At 64.8% G+C, this 19,806-nt stretch carries 9 protein-coding genes; 1 reads left to right on the top strand and 8 read right to left on the bottom strand.

Annotated elements, in window-relative coordinates:
- Nucleotides 1–7: 7 nt before the first annotated feature.
- The 6 genes from ACSQ8Y_RS26320 to ACSQ8Y_RS26295 all read right to left on the bottom strand — a co-directional run bounded on the left by ACSQ8Y_RS26320 (nt 8) and on the right by ACSQ8Y_RS26295 (nt 9,939).
- The gene (locus ACSQ8Y_RS26320; protein ID WP_436269352.1) at nt 8–3,184 is read right to left on the bottom strand and encodes a response regulator; all 3,177 of its coding nucleotides are present in this window, start codon (nt 3,182–3,184) and stop codon (nt 8–10) included.
- Complete coding sequence (locus ACSQ8Y_RS26315) at nt 3,181–3,798, bottom strand: chemotaxis protein CheB (RefSeq protein WP_436269351.1); 618 nt, start codon at nt 3,796–3,798, stop codon at nt 3,181–3,183. The genes ACSQ8Y_RS26320 and ACSQ8Y_RS26315 overlap by 4 nt, the downstream gene beginning before the upstream one ends.
- Complete coding sequence (locus ACSQ8Y_RS26310) at nt 3,795–4,649, bottom strand: CheR family methyltransferase (RefSeq protein WP_436269350.1); 855 nt, start codon at nt 4,647–4,649, stop codon at nt 3,795–3,797. The genes ACSQ8Y_RS26315 and ACSQ8Y_RS26310 overlap by 4 nt, the downstream gene beginning before the upstream one ends.
- Complete coding sequence (locus tag ACSQ8Y_RS26305; RefSeq protein ID WP_436269349.1) at nt 4,646–8,890, bottom strand: response regulator; 4,245 nt, start codon at nt 8,888–8,890, stop codon at nt 4,646–4,648. Before ACSQ8Y_RS26305 ends, ACSQ8Y_RS26310 begins: the two co-directional genes overlap by 4 nt.
- 124 nt (nt 8,891–9,014) lie before the next feature.
- Nucleotides 9,015–9,335, bottom strand: coding sequence for an Mpo1-like protein (locus tag ACSQ8Y_RS26300; RefSeq protein WP_436269348.1), 321 nt, complete (start codon nt 9,333–9,335; stop codon nt 9,015–9,017).
- 1 nt (nt 9,336) lies between these two features.
- A complete protein-coding gene (locus tag ACSQ8Y_RS26295) occupies nt 9,337–9,939 on the bottom strand; it encodes an ArsR family transcriptional regulator (protein ID WP_436269347.1) in 603 nt (200 codons plus the stop codon).
- A gap of 1,064 nt (nt 9,940–11,003) precedes the next feature.
- Between ACSQ8Y_RS26295 and ACSQ8Y_RS26290 the strand changes: the two genes are divergently transcribed.
- On the top strand, nt 11,004–11,276 hold the full coding sequence (locus ACSQ8Y_RS26290) for a DUF4351 domain-containing protein (protein ID WP_436269346.1): 273 nt from the start codon (nt 11,004–11,006) through the stop codon (nt 11,274–11,276).
- A gap of 63 nt (nt 11,277–11,339) precedes the next feature.
- Here ACSQ8Y_RS26290 and rpoC read toward each other — a convergent pair whose 3' ends face one another.
- Both rpoC and rpoB read right to left on the bottom strand, forming a co-directional pair.
- Nucleotides 11,340–15,563, bottom strand: a complete 4,224-nt coding sequence (rpoC, locus tag ACSQ8Y_RS26285; protein ID WP_436269345.1) for a DNA-directed RNA polymerase subunit beta' — start codon at nt 15,561–15,563, stop codon at nt 11,340–11,342.
- 72 nt (nt 15,564–15,635) lie between these two features.
- Nucleotides 15,636–19,745, bottom strand: a complete 4,110-nt coding sequence (gene rpoB / locus ACSQ8Y_RS26280; RefSeq protein ID WP_436269344.1) for a DNA-directed RNA polymerase subunit beta — start codon at nt 19,743–19,745, stop codon at nt 15,636–15,638.
- Between the last annotated feature and the right edge of the window lie 61 nt (nt 19,746–19,806).

Raw genomic sequence — 19,806 nt, 5'->3', positions numbered from 1 at the left:
GGCCCTGTCAGCTGTCCGCGAGCAACGCGAACAGCTCGCGGTAGCGGAACGATTGCGTCATGTGGCGCAATCGCCTGGCCAGGTCCGGATGCCGGCACTCGACCGCGGCCAGCGCGACGGCCAGGCGCTGCTGGTCCAGCTCCACCGAGCCTTGCTTCAGCGCGCGCTGCACCTCGGCCGGCAACGCCGCCAACTCCTCCTTCAGCACCGGCGCCGCGTCGTCGGCCGCCACGTCGGCCAGGCTGGCCGTGCGCAGGAAGCGCAGCCCCAGCAGCCGCTCGATGTGGCCGTACAGTTCCTCCGTATCGAGCGGTTTGCGCAGGAAGGCGTCGGCGCCCGCCGCCAGCGCAGAGGCGCACTGTTCCTCGAACGCGCTGGCGGTGCACATGATGATGCGCACCTGCCCGCCTTCCGGCTGGCTGCGGATGCGCCTGATCGTCGCCAGGCCGTCCAGCTCCGGCATGCGCCAGTCCATCAGCACCAGGTGCGGCGCGAAACTGGCCACGCGCGCCAGCGCCTCCACGCCGTTGCCGGCGAAGGCCACGACAAAACCCAGCGGCTCAAGCAGCTCGCCCAGCAGCAGCTGCGCTTCGCGGTCGTCGTCCGCCACCAGGACGCGCTTGCCGCGGTGCCGCGGCTCCAGCCCGAGCACGGCGCCGGCGCTGCGCGGCGCCTGGCGCGGCGCCTCGGCCAGCGCCAGCGTGAGCGCAAAGCGGAACACCGAGCCGTGTCCGATTTCCGACTCCACTTCCAGCACCCCGCCCAGCAGTTCGACGTACTGGCGCGAGATCGCCAGGCCCAGCCCGGTACCGCCTTCGCTGGCGCGCGCGCCGACCTGCACGAAGGGTTCGAAGATGCGCAGCAGGTCGCCCGGCGCCATGCCGATGCCGGTGTCGCTGATGACGAAGGTCACGCGCGCCTGCCCTGCTCCCGGCCCGTTGGGCAACTGGGCGCCGACCTGCAGCAGCACCCGCCCTTGCTGCGTGAACTTGAGCGCGTTGCCGAGCAGGTTGATGAGCACCTGGCGCAGCTTGACCGCGTCCACCTTGACGGCCGCCGGCACGCCGTCCATCTCCAGCGCCAACTCCAGCCCGGCGTTCTGCGCGCGGATGCGCAGCATCTCGGTGACCTCGTCGAGCAAGCCGGCCAGGTCGGTGTCGGCCGCCTCCAGATGGGTGCCGCCGGCTTCGATCTTGGACAGCGCCAGCACGTCGTTGATCAGGGTGAGCAGGTGGTGGCCGGAGCGGTGGATGATCTCCAGGTTGCGCTGCTGGTCCGGCAGCAGCGTGCCGGAGCGCGACATCAGCTGTGAGAAGCCGATCACCGCGTTGAGCGGCGTGCGCAGCTCGTGGCTCATCTTGGCCAGGAACTCGGACTTGACCTGATTGGCCGTCTCGGCCGCGTTGCGCGCGGTGATCAGGCTGGCGGTACGTTCGTCCACCAGTTCCAGCAGATGGTCGCGGTGGCGCCGCATTTCTTCCTCGGCCTGTTTGCGCTCTGTGATGTCGTAATGGATGCCGGTCATGCGCACCGCCTGGCCCTGCGCGTTGCGCAGCACCTGGCCGTCCGACTTCATGTAGCGCACCGCGCCGTCCGGACGGACGACGCGGAATTCGATGTCGTAGGGCTGGTCGTCGATCAGCGCGCGCTGGCGGGCGCGCTGGCACAGCGGCTGGTCGTCCGGATGGGTGGTGGCCAGCCAGGTCTGGTGCGCATCGCCCAGTTCGCCGGGCGCCACGCCGCACAGCGCGTACATGCGCTCGTCCCACACCAGCTCGTTGCTGGCTAGGTTCCAGTCCCAGATGCCGAGCCGCGCGGCGCGCGTGGCCAGCGCCAGCTGGTCCACCAGGCGGGCGCGGTCCTCTTCGGCGCGGCGGCGCTGGTCGATGTCTTCGATCAAGACGTCGCACACGGGATCGTCGTCCGTGCCGGCGCGCACAAAGGTCGAGCGCACCCAGCGCGGCAGGCCGTCGCAGCTGCGGATGCGGTGCTCGTGCTGGCTGACGGCGCCGTTGTCCAGCGCGGCCGCCGCGCGCGCCGCCACCATGGCGCGCTCCGCTTCGGGCACGATGGTGAGCCACAGGGTGGGGTCGTCCTGGAACGCTTGCGGCGGATAGCCGGTCACGGCCTCGCAGCCGGAGCCGTGGCCATAGGAGCGCAGCTGTTTGCCGTCGCGGCGCAGCGAGAACAGCTGGTGCGTGACCGCGCCCAGCAAGCGCCGGTAGCGCTCGCGGCTGTCGGACAATTCCTCGGCGCTGCGGCGCAGCGCTTCGGTGCGCTCGGCCACCAGCGACTCCAGGTGCGCGCTTTGCTGCTCGAGCGCCATGCGCTGGCGGTACAGATCGCAGAACACGCGCGCCTTGGACACCAGGATGTGCGGATCGAGCGGTTTGATCAGGTAGTCCACGGCGCCCAGTTCGTAGCCCTTGAACTGGGCCGCGCGGTCCTTCATGCCGGCGGTGACGAAGATCACCGGCAGGGTGCAGGTCTTGGGATTGGCGCGCAGCAGTTCGGCCGTTTCGAAGCCGTCCATGCCGGGCATCTGCACGTCCAGCAGCACTGCCGCGTAGTCGGCGCGCAGCACCGCCCGCAAGGCTTCCGGGCCGGAACTGGCGCGCACCAGCTGCACGTCGGCCAGCTCGGCCAGCAGGCCTTCCAGCGCCAGCAGGTTGGCCGGCTGGTCGTCCACCAGCAGCAGCCGCAGTTGCCGGCTCCCCGGATTCACGCGGCGCGCGGCCATGACGTTTTCCATCCGGTGCACATGGCGCTCGAATTCGGCGATGGCCAGGCGCTGCCGGTACAGCGTGGCGAACACGCTGACCTTGGCGTGCAGCGGCACCGCTTCGATCGGCTTGACCAGGTAGTCCACCGCCCCGCTCTGGTAGCCGCGGAAGGCGAAGTCGCTGCCGCTCAGCAGCGCCGTGACGAACATGATGGGCACCTGCCGGGTCTTCGGATTGGCGCGCATCAGCGTCGCCGTCTCGTAGCCGTCCATGCCCGGCATCTGGACGTCCATCAGGACCAGGCCGAAGTCGCGCCGCAGCAGCTGGCGCAAGGCTTCCTCGCCGCTGGTGACGGCCACCAGGTCCAGCCCCTCGATGCCGTCGAGCAGCGCGGTCAAGGCCAGCAGGTTGTCCTCGTTGTCGTCCACCAGCAGGACGGGGACCGGTGCCGGGCGGTTCATGCTTCCTCCAGGCCGGCCAGGCGCTGCAGCAGCAGCGGCAACTGCTCCAGCGTCGCGATGGCGTTGGGGCCGATCTGCGCCGAGGGCGATAGATGGCACAAGCGCGCCAGCGCGGCGCGCGGCATCAGGTCCATCTGCGCGTCGGCCGGATCCTGCACCACGGTGTAGCCTCCCAGCCGGGCGACCCGCGCTATGCCGGCGGCGCCGTCCGCGCCGGCCCCGGTCAGCACCACGCCCACCAGCGCCTTGCCGTGGCAGGCGGCGGCCGATTCGAACAGCACGTCCACCGAGGGCCGCGCGAAGCTGACCGGGGGATCGGTGCTCAGCCCCAGGCTGCCATCCCGCTCGACCAGCAGGTGGTAGTTGGCGGGCGCCATGTAGACCGTGCCGGCCTGCGGCAGGTCGCCCTCGTCGGCTTCCTTCACGCGCAACTGGCACAGGGTGTCGAGCAGCCGCGCCAGGCCGTCGCCGGAACCGGGCGAAACGTGGATGACGACCAGCAGCGGCAGCGGGAAGGCGGCCGGCAGCAGCGGCAGCACGCGCTTGAGCGCGTCGACACCGCCCATGGAAACGCCCAGCACCACGGCGCGGTAGCGCAGCCGGTGCTGTTTCATGGCGCTGTCCCCGGCTGGACGGCACTGCCGTATTGTTTGCGGTAGATGCGGTTGGGCGCGGCCACTTCGCGGTAGCGCGGCGCGATGCCGCGCTGGTCCAGCGTTTCCTTGGTGCCGAGGCAGAGGAAGCCGCCCGGCGTGAGACAGCCGTCGAACAGGGCCAGCAGACGCTCCTTGAGCGCGGGCTTGAAATAGATCATCACGTTGCGGCACAGGATCAGTTGCATCTCGCTGAAGTCGGCGTCGGTCGCCAGGTTGTGGGCCGCGAACACCACGTTGCGCAGCAGGGCAGGGTCGAACAGCGCGCGTCCGTAGCGCGCCACGTAGTAGTCGGAGAAGGCGGCGCTGCCGCCGGCCTGCTGGTAGTTGCGCGTGTAGCGCTGCATGTCGCGCAGCTCGAACATGCCCTGGCGCGCGCGTTCGAGCACCGATTCATTCAGGTCGGTCGCATAGATCCGGCACTGCCCGCCCACGCCCGCCTCGCGCAGCAGGATGGCCAGCGACAGCACCTCTTCGCCGCCGGCGCAGCCGGCCACCCAGATCCTGGCGTGCGGGTAGGTGCGCAGATGCGGCACCACCTCCTCGCGCAGCGCCAAGAAGAAGGCCGGGTCGCGGAACATATCGGACACGTTGACGGTGACCTCTTCCACCAGCGCACGGCACAGCTGGACGTCGCGCAGCAGGGCCGAGGTGGCGGCGCCGAAGCTGGGGTAGCCGGACTTGCCCAGCCAGGCCTGCATGCGGCGCGTCAGCGAGGCGTTGGCGTATTCGCTGAAGTCGTAGCCGTGCGCCTGCCTCACCGCGTCCACCAGCAGGCCGATTTCCAGCGCCACGATGTCCTGCTCGTTCACCCGCCCTCCCCGGCCTGGTACAGCCAGACCCGCATCAGCGAGAACAGTTTGTCCAGGTCTACCGGCTTGGCCAGGTAGTCGCTGGCGCCGGCGTCCAGGCACTGCTTCTGGTCGCCCAGCATGGCCTTGGCGGTCAGGGCGATCACCGGCAGGCGCGCCCAGCGCGGCTCGCGGCGGATGCGGCGCACGGCTTCCAGGCCGTCCATCCCGGGCATCATGATATCCATCAGCACGATGTCGATGTCGGGATGCGCCTGCAGCTGCGCCAGCGCCTCGGCGCCATTGCCCGCCTCGACGATGCGCATGCCTTTTTCCCCCAGCACCGAGGACAGCGAGAAAATATTGCGGATGTCGTCGTCCACCAGCAGCACCTTGCGCTGCTCGAACATGGCTTCCCTGTCGAGCGCGCGCCGTATCATTTTCTGCTGGCTCTGCGGCAGCGAGCTTTCCACCAGGTGCAGGAACAGGCTCACCTCGCCGACCAGCCGCTCCGGGCTCTTGGCGCCCTTGACGATGATGCTGTCGGTGTAACGGCGCAGCGCCGCCTCGTCCACCTCGCTCAGGCTGCGGCCGGAATGCACGATCACCGGCATCTGCGGCGCGCAGGCGCTGGCCTGCAGCTGGTCCAGAAGGTCGAAGCCGGACATGTCGGCCAGGCCCAGGTCGAGCACCATGCAGTCGTAGTGCCCCTGCGCCAGCAGCGCCAGGGCGGCGCCGCCGGAGCGCGCGATAGTGATGTTCAGGCCATCGGTCTGCAGCAGTTCGGCCACGCTCATGGCCTGTACCTCGTCGTCCTCCACCACCAGCAGACGCTTGTCGGTGCGGGCGATGGCGGCGCCGATGGAGTCCAGCACGGCGTCGAGCTGCACGGCGCTGACCGGCTTGGTGATGAAGCCGATCGCGCCCAGGCCCATGGCCTTCTGGCGGTCCTCCAGGCAGGTGATGAAGTGGACCGGGATGTGGCGGGTGGCAGGATTGTCCTTGATGCTGCGCATGACGCCCCAGCCGTCGATATGGGGCAGCATCACGTCGAGCAGGATGGCGTTCGGGCGGTAGCGCTCGGCCAGCGCCAGGCCGTCCTCGCCGTCGCAGGCGACGATGGCAAGGAAACCATGCTCGCGCACCGTGTCGCGCAGGATGCCGGCGAAGGACAGGTCGTCCTCGACGATCAGGATGCAGCGCCGTTCCGCTTGCGCCAGCTCGCGGTCGTCGGCGATCGCCATGGCCGGGATGCTGCCGCCCTGGGCGGATGGCGATGCGGCGGCGCTGGCCGCGGCTGGCGCGTCGCCGGCCGGGATGACCTCGACGCGCCGGTGGCCGGCCCTGGCACTGGGCGGCGGCGCTGCCGGCATCGCCGGCCCGGCGGCGTGGCCCGCCAAGCCGGGAGCATAGGCATGGGCCGCGCCGCCGGGCGCGAAAGTGGGCGCAGCGCCGCCGGGCGCGTAGCCGATGGACGCCCGGCTGGCGGCGTAAGCGGCCGCCGCGCCGTGGGCGCTGACCTGGTCCGGTGCCGGGCCCGGCGCGGCCAGCACCAGGCTGGCGTCCAGCGGCAGGAACAGCGTGAAGATGCTGCCCGCGCCGGGCGCGCTGCTGAGCGAAATTTCGCCCCCCATGCGGCGCGCCAGCTGGCGCGAAATCGACAGGCCCAGGCCGGTGCCGCCGAACTTGCGGCTGGTCGAGCCGTCGGCCTGCTGGAAGGCGTGGAAGATGCGCTCCTGCTGGTCGGGCGCGACGCCCAGGCCGGTGTCGCTGACGGCGAAGGCCAGCGCCGCGCCTTGCAGGCCGTGCTCGCCGGACGCGGCAGCGCGCACGCTGAGGGCCACCCGGCCGTGCGTGGTGAACTTGAGCGCGTTGGCCAGCAGGTTCTTCAGGATCTGCTGCAGGCGCTGGTCGTCGGTGCGCAGCGCGCGCGGCACGCCGGGCCCCAGGTCGACGCTGAAGGCCAGGCCCTGGTGTTCGGCCAGCGGCTGGAACAGGCCGCGCAGTTGCTCGGCCATGTCGGCCAGCACCACGTCGCCCAGCGCCAGCTCGACGCGCCCGGCTTCGATCTTGGACAGGTCGAGGATGTCGTTGATCAGGTTGAGCAAGTCCTTGCCGGCGCTGTTGATGGTGGCCGCGTACTCGACCTGCTTGCCGCTCAGTTTGCCTTCCTTGTTCTGCTGCAGCAAGCTTGACAGGATGAGCATGCTGTTCAGCGGCGTGCGCAGTTCGTGCGACATATTGGCCAGGAACTCGGATTTGTAGGCGCTGGTGCGCTCCAGCTCGTCCGCCTTGCGGCGCAGCGCGCGGCTGGCCTGCTCGCTTTCGGCGCTCTTCTGCCGTATCAGCTCGCGCTGCTGTTCCAGCAGCCGGGCGCGCTCCTCCAGTTCCTCGTTCGACTGCTGCAGCTCCTCCTGCTGCACCATCAGCTCCTCGGTCTGCACCTGGGTTTGCTCCAGCAAGATGGCGACGCGGCGGCGGGCGCGCTCGACGCCGATCGCCACCGCGACCGCCTCGGCCGCCTGGCGCAGCCAGTCCAGGCGCTCGGCGTCGAAGGCGCCGAAGCTGCCGATCTCCACCAGTCCCATCAGTTCGCCGTTGTGCAGCAGCGGCACCGCCACCACGGCGGCCGGGGCCGCCTGGCCGAGCGCGGAAGCGACGTCCAGGTAGCCGCCCGGCACCGGCGCCAGCAGTTCGATGCGGCCCGCGCGCGCCGCGCAGCCGGCCCAGCCCTCGCCCAGCGCGAAGCCGGCGCGCGGCGCCGTGCCCGGCATGTAGGCATGGCTCGCGGCCAGGTCCAGCCAGCGGCGCCCGGCGTCGTGCAGATACAGCGCGCCGACCGCGCCGCCCACGTGGCGCGTCAGGAAGCTGACCACGGCCTGCGTCAGCGCGTCCAGTTCGCGGTCGCCGCGCAGTTCGATGTTCAGGGCGTTGATGCCGCTCTTGGCCCAGTCCTGCAGGCGCTCCTCGTCGCGGTGCAGGCGCAGGGTGCGCGCCATGCGGGCGAAGCAGCGGCCCAGGCTTTGCTGGGCAGCGCTCATGGCCGCGATGGCGCCCACCAGCGCACCGATCTCGTCGCGCCGCACCTCCAGCGTCCCCAAGTCCAGCGGCGGCGGATCGGGCACCTCCCGGCTCAGGTCGCCCGAGGCGATGGCTTCCACCAGCTGGGCCCGCCCCGCGCTGTCGTCGCTGAGCGTGCGCAGCGTACTCAGCACGTGCTGGATCTGCCCCGTCAGCGCCAGATAAGCGCCCAGGGCCAGGTAGGCGAACAGCGCGCAGGCCAGCACGCTGAGCACCAAGGTCCAGGCCAGGCGGCTGCGCGCCGCGGCGATGCGGCGCTCGATCTGGCCGCGCAGGGCCGGCGCCAGCACGTCGTTGCCGGCCGCGTAGATCTGGTCGATCAGATTGGTGAACTGCTCGATATAGGCTTCGGAGCTGGTGCCGAAAGCCGCGCCGATGATGTCGTCCTCCACCATGGCAAGCGCGACACGCATGCCGGCCTCCACGCCTTGGTCCTGGCTGCCCAGGGTGGCGCGCAGTTCCGGGTTGTAGTGAAGCACTTTCGCCAGGTTGGCGGCCTGCAGGTCGCGGGCGATGCGGGTATGCCCCAGCAGGCCGGCCATCTGCAGTTTTTCCGCGTCGGTGACGGTTTTGCGGGCCAGGATGGCGGCGCCGGTGGCGCGCGTCTGGCCCAGCCGCTCGGTGAAGAATGGCAGCTTGACCAGGTTGTCCATCATATAGAAGCTGCCGATGCCGGGATCGAGCGTCAGCGCGCTGGCGTCGGCCACGTCTGAAGCGAGCACCAGCATTTTGGCTATCAGCTGTTCGTGGCGCAGGGTGTTGGTTTGCTGCGTCCACTCCAGGCCGAACTGGCGCAGCGCACGCCAGTCGGCGCTTATTTCGCGCCAGCGGGCCGTGGCGGCCACCTCCGGCGGCAGCGCCTCGCCCAGGCGCAGGAAGGCGTTGTCCACCTCGACCGCCTTGGCCTGCTGGCGCCCGGCCAGCGATGTAATGCCACCAAGCAAGCCGGCCGACAAGCCTCGGTCGTGCTGCACCAGCTGGACGGCGCGGTTGAGCCGCACCAGCGCCTCCAGCCCGCGCAACTCATCCCGGGACGGCTCGACCACCTGGTCCATCGCGTGGTAGAGACTGACCTGCAGCACAACGACGGCCACCAGCGCGAGCAGGCCCAACAATAGAAACTTGTGCGCGTAGCGCAGCCTGCCCATCAGTTTGATGGCTGGGTAAAACAGGGCCTTCATGGTCTCCCGATCCGATAGCTGCGCGCACTAAAGCTAGGATCGGCGAGTGCCTACATAGTGTCAAGAGGAAAGCAAAATTCCGCCGCCCACGCTGCGGCGCGTGCGCCACACCATGTTAAAACACTCAGAAAGGGACGCGGCCCGTCAGCATGTCGCGGTACATCACCCAATCGCCCAGCAGGCTATAGAAGGGATATTTGAAGGTGGCCGGACGGTTATGCTCGAAAAAGAAATGGCCGGCCCAGGCGAAGCCGTAGCCGGCCAGCGGGATATACCACAGCAGGCTATAAGTGCCGCGCACCACGGCGGCGATGATCAGCAGGATGATAATGCTGGAGCCGATGAAATGCAGGCGGCGGCAGGTTGAATTGGCATGCTCCTGCAGGTAGAACGGATAGAATTCCTTGAAACTCCGGAAACGTGCTGCTGCATTCGCCTTATCCATTTCAACTCTCCTCGACGCGGCTGGCGTAATTCAAATCGGTCTCATCACCCCAGACGAATACCTTGGGTTCCTGCAGCACATGCACCAGGAATTGCTGGCGCTCGCGCAGGCGGCGCCGGAAGTCCGGCAGGGTATAAAGATTGGGGTTGATTTTGCGGCGCAGGATGCGCTCCGCCACCGGCAAGCGGGATAACAATTCGCCATAGCTGGTGTTATCGCCGATGAGCAACAATTCGATTTTATCTTCGCTGGCTTCCTGCTCCTTGGCGGTGGCGCCATACACGAAAGCCACATTCAACACATCGCCCAGCGGAGACAGGGCGGAATTGAGCACGCTGACGAGGCCGAAGGTTTTGCGTACCAGGCTGGATAATTCCGCGTACACCAGGCTTTCCTTATTCGGACGGAAGCGGCGCACATTGCCGATGCGTTCGGAGACGATCAAACCCGAGTCGTGGAGGCGGCGCAATTCGCGCTGGGCGGACGCGCTGCCCAATCCCGTCAGGCGCATGATTTCATTCAAGTGGAAACCATCATTGACGCGCACGAACATCAGGCCCAGCAGCTTTTGCTGGGCGGGGGTGAAGAGGGCTTGGGCGATCATGGACCAAATCTTAGCACGGATACGCCAGGATCTGGCATAGCAATCGCTGGCCGCATGCCGGGAAGCCGCATTCCATCGTAGACGATGTGGCGTAGGCTTGACGCACCCCAGGGCCAGCCAGCGCGGTCCAAGCTTTCGGGCTTCCCTACCCTCAGCGGCCGCCGCCGTCCAGGCTCCGCTGCAGATCACCCCAAGTTATTATGTTGCCGAATAGCTATAAGAAAGAATTGCATGGCGGGTGCTATTACCTGGCATCGAAGTCTCAGTGCCCATGTCACCGGAGTCAACACCGTCATTCCCGCGCATGCGGGAATCCATAGACAGCACGTTTGCAGGCGCTACAGGATTCCCTGCTTATCGGGTGGTCCGCCGATACGAACTGTAGGGCACCTCGAAATACTGTCATTCCCGCGAAGGCGGGAATGACAAATTAGCGGTTATTCGAATTGCCCTGGAGGAGACCTCCACACTGAGAATTTCGGACTGCATTGCTCCCAGAGACGGGCACTCGACGTCGAACACAAATCACCAAGACAATTAATCGAGTCCATGTTAACCGAACATTTTCGAAAAACCAGACATATCGCTATAGACGGCGTTATTTAATCGAACGAGAATTAAACCCATCCAAATCCGTCTGCCTGATCTGGGACATGGACTGGACGTTGTAAGTCGATTATTACCGCCGGCTCAAACAATAGTTGGGTTAAAAATGATCACCATGATCGGGTACTCTATTGAGATGTTATCAAAGACCTTATCCTTGGCCGCAGGAACTGCCGCGTATCATTCAGGCAAACGAGGTTATCGTTCCGCCGTTCAACATCGCCGATGTCTCCCTCAAAGCTGAGATGATGGTCGCGTTCAGTGCCCTGTAAATCCGCCTTTACATTCGCCGGAAATGTGCGATTCTGTAGTTGTGAGGTGTTGCTGTTCCGGATCGACTCAAGCTACCGGGCGGACACATCACAGCAGTAAGGGGGCCGCTTGCGAGCGGCCCCTTCTATTTGCGCGTCAGGCACGGCCCGTAGCAGGAAATAAATCAGCTGCAAAAGGAGCACACCATGGAATATTTGCTTCCATTTGAACGTGAAGCCGCCGCAAAGGGCAAGCAAGAAGGACTGGAGCAAGGGGTAGAGCAAGGCCGGCAACGGGGCCAAGCCGAACTGATAGAGCGCCTGCTACGCAAACGCTTTGGCGCGCTGCCCGACACCGTCCAGCAACGCCTGGCCAAAGCAAATACTGGCCAATTATCGGCGTGGGCAGATGCCGTTCTGGACGCGAACTCGCTGGACGACATCCTCTCCGCACCGGCCACGCCGCAGCGCGACGCCTGACAGGTCGGCCACACGCAAAAAAAACGGCACCCGAGGGTGCCGTTTTTCTGTGCAACGTGAAGCTTACGCTTCGTCGCTGTGGTGCGGAACTTCTTCCGGCAGCTCGGCGACGATGGCCGCGCGTTCGGCGTCCAGCAGCGCTTTGCGCTCTTCCGCTTCCCACACTTCCTTCTCGCGGCGGGCGCGGTGGAAGGCCAGGCCGGTGCCGCCCGGGATCAGGCGGCCGACGATGACGTTTTCCTTCAGGCCGCGCAGACCGTCGCGCTTGCCCATGATGGCCGCTTCCGTCAGCACGCGGGTGGTTTCCTGGAACGATGCGGCCGAAATGAACGAATCGGTCGACAGCGATGCCTTGGTAATACCCAGCAGTACGTTTTCGTAGGTCGCAGGAATCTTCTGAGCCGCGTTCATGCGGTCATTCTCATCCAGCAGTTCCGAACGCTCAACCTGCTCGCCGACGATGTAGTCGGTGTCGCCGGCGTTGACGATCTGAACGCGGCGCAGCATCTGGCGCACGATCACTTCGATGTGCTTGTCGTTAATCTTCACGCCCTGCAGACGGTACACGTCCTGCACTTCGTCGACGATGTAACGCGCCAGCGCTTCGATACCCAGCAGACGCAGGATGTCTTGCGGATCGGCCGGGCCGTCCACGATCATCTCGCCCTTGTTCACCACCTGGCCGTCGTGCACCAGCACTTGCTTGTCCTTGGTAATCAGGAACTCGTGCTTGTTGCCGTCCATGTCGGTGATTTCCAGACGCTGCTTGCCCTTGGTCTCTTTACCAAACGCAACGGTACCGGTGACTTCGGCCAGCATGCCCGCGTCTTTCGGCGAACGTGCTTCGAACAGCTCGGCAACACGCGGCAGACCACCGGTAATATCGCGGGTTTTCTGCGATTCGGTCGGGATACGTGCCAGCACTTCACCCACCGATACTGCCTGGCCGTCTTTCACCATGATCAGCGCGCCAACCTGGAAGCCGATCGCCACGGCGTGTTCGGTGCCGGCGATCTTCACTTCGTTGCCGTCTTCGTTCAGCAGCTTGACCTGCGGACGCAGCGTTTTGGTCAGCGAACCGCGACGCTTGGCATCGATCACCACCAGGGTGGCCAGACCGGTCACTTCGTCCACCTGACGGGCCACGGTCACGCCTTCTTCGACATTCTCGAAGCGCACCGTACCGGCGTACTCGGTGATGATAGGACGGGTCAGCGGATCCCAGGTCGCCAGGGCCGTACCGGCCTTGATGACCATGCCGTCCTTGACGATCAGGGTCGCGCCGTACGGCACCTTGTGACGCTCGCGCTCACGGCCGTGGTCGTCGGTGATCAGCACTTCGCCCGAACGGGAAATGACGATTTGCGCGCCCTTGCCGTTGGTGACGTAACGCATGGTCGAGGTGAAACGGATGATACCGTTCGACTTCGCTTCCACCGACGATGCCACTGCCGCACGCGACGCCGCACCACCGATGTGGAAGGTACGCATGGTCAGCTGGGTACCCGGCTCACCGATCGACTGTGCCGCCACAACGCCGACCGCTTCGCCGGAGTTGACCAGCATGCCGCGGCCCAGATCGCGGCCATAGCACTTGGCGCACAGGCCGAAGCGCGTGTCGCAAGTCAGCGGGGTACGAACTTTGACTTCGTCGATACCCATGCGTTCGACTTCTTCGACCATGTCTTCGTCCAGCAGCGTGCCGGCTTCGAACAGGGTTTCCTGCGTTTCAGGATTGACGATGTCGGTGCCAGCGACGCGGCCGAGGATACGGTCGCGCAGCGCTTCGATGACTTCACCGCCTTCGACCATCGCCTTCATCAGCGTGCCGTTGGAGGTGCCGCAATCGTCCTCGATCACAACCAGATCCTGGGTCACGTCGACCAGGCGGCGGGTCAGGTAACCCGAGTTCGCGGTCTTCAGTGCCGTATCGGCCAGACCTTTACGAGCGCCGTGGGTCGAGATGAAGTACTGCAACACGTTCAGGCCTTCGCGGAAGTTCGCGGTAATCGGCGTTTCGATAATCGAACCGTCCGGTTTCGCCATCAGACCACGCATACCCGCCAGCTGGCGAATCTGGGCCGCGGAACCGCGGGCGCCGGAGTCGGCCATCATGTAAATCGCGTTGAACGATTCCTGGGTGGTGGTGGTGCCGTCGCGCTTGACGACGTCTTCCACCTTCAGCTGGTCCATCATGGCCTTGCCGACTTCATCGGAGGTCTTGCCCCAGATGTCGACGACCTTGTTGTAACGCTCGCCGGCCGTCACCAGACCCGAAGCGTACTGCTGCTCGATCTGTTTGACTTCCTGCTCCGCAGCCGAAATCAGGGTGACTTTTTGCGGCGGTACCAGCATGTCGTCCACGCAAATCGAAATACCGGCGCGAGTCGCCAGGCGGAAGCCCGACTGCATCAGCTGGTCGGCGAAGACCACGGTGGCGCGCAGGCCGCACTTGCGGAACGAGGTGTTGATCAGCTTCGAGATTTCCTTCTTCTTCAGCGCGCGGTTCAGCACGGAGAATGGCAGGCCCTTCGGCAGGATCTCGGACAGGATGGCGCGGCCGACCGTCGTTTCGTAACGGGTCAGGGTGCGCACGAACTCGCCGGTTTCCGCGTCCTTGGGATTCTCGACGATACGCACGGTGATGCGGGTCGTCAGTTCGACTTCCTTGTTGTCGTAGGCGCGTATCACTTCGGACACGTCCGGGAACAGCATGCCCTCGCCCTTGGCGTTGATCGCTTCGCGGGTCGCGTAGTACAGACCCAGCACGATATCCTGCGAAGGAACGATGGACGGCTCGCCGTTGGACGGGAACAGGATGTTGTTCGACGCCAGCATCAGCGTGCGCGCTTCCATCTGCGCCTCGATCGACAGCGGCACGTGGACAGCCATCTGGTCACCGTCGAAGTCGGCGTTGAACGCCGCGCAGACGAGTGGGTGCAGCTGGATGGCCTTGCCTTCGATCAGGACCGGCTCGAAAGCCTGGATGCCCAGACGGTGCAGCGTAGGCGCACGGTTCAGCATGATCGGGTGTTCGCGGATGACTTCTTCCAGGATGTCCCACACGACCGGCTCCTGGATCTCGACCAGCTTTTTAGCGGCCTTGATCGTGGTAGCCAGGCCCATCAGTTCGAGCTTGTTGAAGATGAAGGGCTTGAACAGTTCCAGCGCCATCAGCTTCGGCAAACCGCACTGGTGCAGTTTCAGCTGCGGACCCACCACGATGACCGAACGGCCCGAGTAGTCGACGCGCTTGCCCAGCAAGTTCTGACGGAAACGGCCGCCCTTGCCCTTGATCATCTCGGCCAGCGATTTCAGCGGACGCTTGTTGGCGCCGGTCATCGCTTTGCCGCGACGGCCGTTGTCCAGCAGCGAGTCGACCGCTTCCTGCAGCATGCGCTTTTCGTTGCGCGTGATGATCTCCGGCGCGCGCAGCTCCATCAGGCGTTTCAGGCGGTTGTTGCGGTTGATCACGCGGCGATACAGATCGTTCAGATCCGAGGTCGCGAAGCGGCCGCCGTCCAGCGGGACCAGCGGGCGCAGTTCCGGCGGCAGCACCGGCAGCACTTCCATGATCATCCAGTCCGGCTTGATGCCCGAACGCTGGAACGCTTCCAGCACTTTCAGGCGCTTGGCGTACTTCTTGATCTTCGCTTCGGACTTCGATTCCTTCAGTTCCACGCGCAGCGTCTCGGCATCGCGGTGGATGTCGATCGAGCGCAGCAGTTCACGGATACCTTCGGCGCCCATGAAGGCGGTGAAGTCGTCGCCGTACTCTTCGTACTTGGCGGCGTAGTCGTCTTCCGACATGATCTGGCACTTCTTCAGCGGGGTCATGCCGGGATCGGTCACGACGTACGCTTCGAAGTACAGCACGCGTTCGATGTCGCGCAAGGTCATGTCCAGGACCATGCCCAGGCGCGACGGCAGCGACTTCAGGAACCAGATGTGCGCGGTCGGCGAGGCCAGTTCGATGTGGCCCATGCGCTCGCGGCGCACCTTGGCCAGCGTGACTTCAACGCCGCACTTTTCGCAGATCACGCCGCGGTGCTTCAGGCGCTTGTACTTGCCGCACAGGCATTCGTAGTCCTTGATCGGGCCAAAGATCTTGGCGCAGAACAGGCCGTCGCGCTCTGGCTTGAAGGTACGGTAGTTGATGGTTTCCGGCTTTTTGACTTCGCCGTAGGACCACGAACGGATTTTTTCAGGCGAGGCCAGACCGATCTTGATCGCGTCGAACGTCTCGTTTTGCTGAACTTGCTTGAATAGATCGAGCAGAGCTTTCATGTATCACTCCAGGTGATTGAATTCTTAAAGCTGCCGGGCGGCGGGTTTCCGCCGCCCGGCGGCGCCAGTGTCTTAGTTGCGTTCCAGGTCGATATCGATACCCAGGGAACGAATCTCTTTCACCAGCACGTTGAACGATTCCGGCATACCCGCGTCGATCACGTGGTCGCCTTTGACCAGGTTCTCGTACACCTTGGTACGGCCGTTCACGTCATCCGACTTCACAGTCAGCATCTCTTGCAGCACGTAGGACGCGCCGTACGCTTCCAGTGCCCACACCTCCATCTCACCGAAGCGCTGGCCGCCGAACTGGGCTTTACCGCCCAGTGGCTGCTGCGTCACCAGCGAGTATGGACCGGTCGAACGCGCATGCATCTTGTCGTCGACCAGGTGGTGCAGTTTCAGCATGTGCATCACGCCGACGGTGACCTTGCGCTCGAACGCTTCGCCGGTGCGGCCGTCGTACATCGTGACCTGGTTCTTCGACGGCGTCATGCCCAGTTTGGCGGCGACGTCGTCCGGGTAAGCCAGGTCCAGCATGCGGCGGATTTCCGACTCGTGCGCGCCGTCGAACACCGGGGTCGCGAACGGCACACCTTTTTTCAGGTTGTGCGCCAGCTTCATGATCTCTTCGTCGTCGAATTGATCGATGTCTTCCGGACGGCCCGACTCGTTGTACACGGTGGTCAGATACTTGCGCATCTCTTCCACTTTGATCTGCTGCGCCAGCATTTCGCCGATGCGGATACCCAGGCCCTTGGCTGCCCAGCCCAAGTGGGTTTCCAGGATCTGACCCACGTTCATGCGGGACGGAACGCCCAGCGGGTTCAGCACCACGTCGGCCGGCGTGCCGTCGGCCATGTAAGGCATGTCTTCCACCGGCACGATGCGCGAAACCACGCCCTTGTTACCGTGGCGGCCCGCCATCTTGTCGCCCGACTGCAGGCGGCGTTTCACGGCCAGGTAAACCTTGACCATCTTCTGCACGCCAGGCTGCAGCTCGTCGCCTTGCGTCAGCTTCTTGCGCTTCTCTTCGAAGGCCAGGTCGAACTGGTGGCGCTTCTCGTTGATGGATTCCTTGATGGCTTCCAGCGCGGTGGCGGCAGCGTCGTCCGCCGGGCGGATGTCGAACCAGTGGTACTTGTCCAGATCGTCCAGGTAGTCCTTGGTGATCTTGGCGCCCTTGGCCAGCTTCTTCGGACCGCCGTTGACCACCAGGCCGATCAGCATCTTCTCCAGACGCTGGAAGGCGTCGCCCTCGACGATACGCATCTGGTCGTTCAGGTCCAGGCGGAAACGCTTCAGTTCATCGTCGATGATCTGCTGGGCGCGCTTGTCGCGCACGATGCCTTCGCGGGTGAACACCTGGACGTCGATCACGGTGCCGACCATGCCCGAAGGCACGCGCAGCGAGGTGTCTTTCACGTCCGACGCTTTTTCGCCGAAGATGGCGCGCAGCAGCTTCTCTTCCGGCGTCAGCTGGGTTTCGCCTTTCGGCGTCACTTTACCGACCAGGGTGTCGCCGGCGGTCACTTCCGCGCCAATGTAGACGATACCGGACTCATCCAGACGGGCCAGCTGGTTCTCAGCCAGGTTCGAGATGTCGCGGGTGATTTCTTCCGCGCCCAGTTTCGTGTCGCGCGCGACCACGGACAGCTCTTCGATGTGGATCGAGGTGTAACGGTCGTCCTTGACGACGTTTTCCGAGATCAGGATCGAATCCTCGAAGTTCAGACCATTCCATGGCATGAAGGCCACGGTCATGTTCTGGCCCAGCGCCAGCTCGCCCAGGTCGGTCGATGCGCCGTCGGCGATCACGTCGCCCTTGGCCACGCGGTCGCCAACCTGCACGATGGGACGCTGGTTGATGTTGGTGTTCTGGTTGGAACGGGTGTACTTGATCAGGTTGTAGATGTCCACACCGACTTCGCCGGCCGTCGCCTCTTCGTCGTTGACGCGGATCACCACGCGGCCCGCATCGATGTAGTCCACCAGGCCGCCGCGCAGTGCTTGCACGGTGGTGCCCGAGTCGACTGCCACGGTGCGTTCGATGCCGGTACCGACCAGCGCCTTTTCAGGACGCAGGCAAGGCACGGCCTGGCGCTGCATGTTGGCACCCATCAGCGCGCGGTTCGCGTCATCGTGTTCCAGGAAGGGAATCAGCGACGCGGCGACCGACACGATCTGGCCCGGCGCCACGTCCATGTACTGGATGCGCTCCGGCGACACCAGGATGGTCTCGCCGGCTTCACGGGCCGACACCAGTTCGTCGGAGAGCTTGCCTTCCTTGCTGATGGTCGCATTCGCCTGGGCGATGATGTAGCGGCCTTCTTCAATGGCGGACAGGTAGTCGATCTTGTCGGTCACCATGGAGCCTTCGACCTTGCGGTACGGGGTTTCCAGGAAGCCGTATTCGTTCAGGCGGGCGTACAGTGCCAGCGAGTTGATCAGGCCGATGTTCGGGCCTTCAGGCGTTTCGATCGGGCACACGCGGCCGTAGTGGGTCGGGTGCACGTCGCGCACCTCGAAGCCGGCGCGTTCGCGGGTCAGACCGCCCGGTCCCAGCGCGGAGACGCGGCGCTTGTGGGTGATTTCCGACAGCGGGTTGGTCTGGTCCATGAACTGCGACAGCTGGGACGAACCGAAGAACTCGCGGATGGCGGCCGAAATCGGCTTCGAGTTGATCAGGTCGTGCGGCATCAGGTTGTCCGCTTCGGCTTGGCCGAGGCGTTCCTTGACGGCGCGCTCGACGCGCACCAGGCCGGCGCGGAACTGGTTTTCGGCCAGTTCGCCCACGCAGCGTACGCGGCGGTTGCCCAGGTGATCGATATCGTCGACTTCGCCGCGGCCATTGCGCAGCTCGACCAGGATCTTGATCACGGCCAGCACGTCTTCGTTCGACAGGGTCATCATGCCGGTCAGTTCGTCGCGGCCGATGCGGCGGTTGAACTTCATGCGGCCGACGGCCGACAGGTCGTAGCGGTCAGGGCTGTAGAACAGGCCGTTGAACAGCGCTTCCACCGACTCTTCGGTCGGCGGTTCGCCTGGACGCATCATGCGGTAGATCGCGATGCGGGCGGCGGTCTGGTCCATCGTGTCGTCGATGCGCAGGGTCTGCGAGATGTAGGCGCCCTGGTCCAGGTCGTTGGTGTACAGGGTCTGGATGTCGCTGATCGAAGCTTCGCGCAGGCGTGCCAGCACGTCTTCGGTCAGTTCGTCGTTGGCGTTGGCCACCACTTCGCCGGTCTCCGGGTCCACGATGTTCTTCGCCAGCACGCGGCCCAGCAGGTAGTCTTCCGGCACGGAGATGTGCTTCAGGCCGGCGGTCTCGATGTCGCGCACATGCTTGGCATTGATACGCTTGTCCTTCATCACCAGCGCCTTGCCGGTCTTCGGATCGACGATGTCGAAGCGCGCGACTTCGCCGCGCAGGCGTTCGGCCACGAATTCCATCTCGGCGCCTTCGGAGCGCAGGTGGAAGTTGTCGAAGACGAAGAAGTTCGCCAGGATCTGTTCCGGCGACATGCCGATGGCCTTCAGCAGTATCGTCACCGGCATCTTGCGGCGGCGGTCGACGCGGAAGAACAGGATGTCTTTCGGGTCGAACTCGAAGTCCAGCCACGAGCCGCGGTAAGGAATGATGCGGGCCGAGAACAGCAGTTTGCCGGACGAGTGGGTCTTGCCGCGGTCGTGCTCGAAGAACACGCCCGGGGAGCGGTGCAGCTGCGAAACGATAACGCGCTCAGTACCGTTGATCACGAACGAACCGGTGGTGGTCATCAGGGGCAGTTCGCCCATGTAGACTTCCTGTTCCTTCATTTCCTTGACGACAGGCTTGGTCGGCGATTCCTTGTCCAGGATCACCAGGCGTACCTTGGCGCGCAGCGGCGACGCGAACGTCAGGCCGCGCAGCTGGCATTCCTTGACGTCGAAGGCGGGGTCGCCCAGCACGTACGACAGGAACTCGAGACGCGCGAAGCCATTGTGCGAAACGATAGGGAAAATGGAGGTGAAGGCCGACTGCAGGCCGTCATTCTTGCGCGTCGACGGTGCGATGTCTTCTTGCAGGAAGTTGTGGTAGGACTCGAGCTGGGTAGCCAGCAGGAACGGAACGTTGTGGACGTTGGCGCGCTTCGCGAATGACTTGCGAATGCGTTTCTTCTCAGTAAATGAGTAGTGCATGGACACTCCGTGAGTGACAGAAAGGATAGAAAATTCAGGTTTTGCAAGGTGCGCTGCGGAA

This window comes from Pseudoduganella sp. LjRoot289 (assembly GCF_964252925.1).
In the GTDB taxonomy this organism is placed as follows: Bacteria; Pseudomonadota; Gammaproteobacteria; order Burkholderiales; family Burkholderiaceae_D; genus Rugamonas.
The sequence above is the reverse complement of the archived record's forward strand: the minus strand, read 5'-3'. Positions and strand labels throughout refer to the sequence as shown.

Excerpts from the sequence above, each read along its gene's own strand:
- ACSQ8Y_RS26320 (WP_436269352.1), bottom strand. The coding sequence starts at position 3,184 with ATGAACCGCCCGGCACCGGTCCCCGTCCTGCTGGTGGACGACAACGAG.
- rpoB (WP_436269344.1), bottom strand. The coding sequence starts at position 19,745 with ATGCACTACTCATTTACTGAGAAGAAACGCATTCGCAAGTCATTCGCG.
- ACSQ8Y_RS26290 (WP_436269346.1), top strand. The coding sequence starts at position 11,004 with ATGGAATATTTGCTTCCATTTGAACGTGAAGCCGCCGCAAAGGGCAAG.
- ACSQ8Y_RS26305 (WP_436269349.1), bottom strand. The coding sequence starts at position 8,890 with ATGAAGGCCCTGTTTTACCCAGCCATCAAACTGATGGGCAGGCTGCGC.
- ACSQ8Y_RS26295 (WP_436269347.1), bottom strand. The coding sequence starts at position 9,939 with ATGATCGCCCAAGCCCTCTTCACCCCCGCCCAGCAAAAGCTGCTGGGC.
- ACSQ8Y_RS26315 (WP_436269351.1), bottom strand. The coding sequence starts at position 3,798 with ATGAAACAGCACCGGCTGCGCTACCGCGCCGTGGTGCTGGGCGTTTCC.
- ACSQ8Y_RS26300 (WP_436269348.1), bottom strand. The coding sequence starts at position 9,335 with ATGGATAAGGCGAATGCAGCAGCACGTTTCCGGAGTTTCAAGGAATTC.
- rpoC (WP_436269345.1), bottom strand. The coding sequence starts at position 15,563 with ATGAAAGCTCTGCTCGATCTATTCAAGCAAGTTCAGCAAAACGAGACG.